Here is a 547-nt window from a genome sequence, read left to right as displayed (position 1 = left end):
GTGATCAGCAACAGCGGCTTTCTTTATGACCCCTCCAGGCGACGATTATGGATCGCGGAAAGCACGCACAGCGCCGACAAGTCGCTTTGGTACAACACATACATGACTGTGCAGGACGATGGAAACCTGGTGATTTACGACCAGCGCACGGGCAGTCTGCGCTGGGCGCGTTTCGGTTTCATTCCCGGGCGCCTGCGCAAACCCAAGCAAAAGTGGCTGAGGAAACTGCCGAACGGGACAGAGTTCTTCAAGTGGGAGTTTTGACTGACCAGCCATTCATGACCGATCAGTTATGAAGTACTGCCGGCGGTTGCAGGCATTCGGCACTGTAGGGGTCTATGTAGCACTTGTGCGCCAGTTCAGAACCATAGCCGCCGGGGAAAAATTGCCCGTTGCTACATCCGGAAAGTGCAATCAAAACCAGTATCGCGATAAGCGTTTTCATAGCATGCCCCAAATTTTTTCCAGCATAAAATTGGCGCGCTGGCAGCCGCTATCACCTCATTCCGAGCATCTTGTGGGAAGGCTCCGGTACGCCGGTAAGTCC

Annotated in this window: 1 pseudogene; it reads left to right on the top strand. The window is 54.1% G+C overall.

The window, feature by feature from the left end:
• Positions 1-264, top strand: a pseudogene (locus J5M71_RS26885) (hypothetical protein); the annotation flags it as partial.
• Positions 265-547 lie beyond the last annotated feature (283 nt).

This window comes from Pseudomonas sp. 43(2021) (genome assembly GCF_017490805.1).
GTDB lineage: Bacteria > Pseudomonadota > Gammaproteobacteria > Pseudomonadales > Pseudomonadaceae > Aquipseudomonas.
The sequence above is the reverse complement of the archived record's forward strand: the minus strand, read 5'-3'. Positions and strand labels throughout refer to the sequence as shown.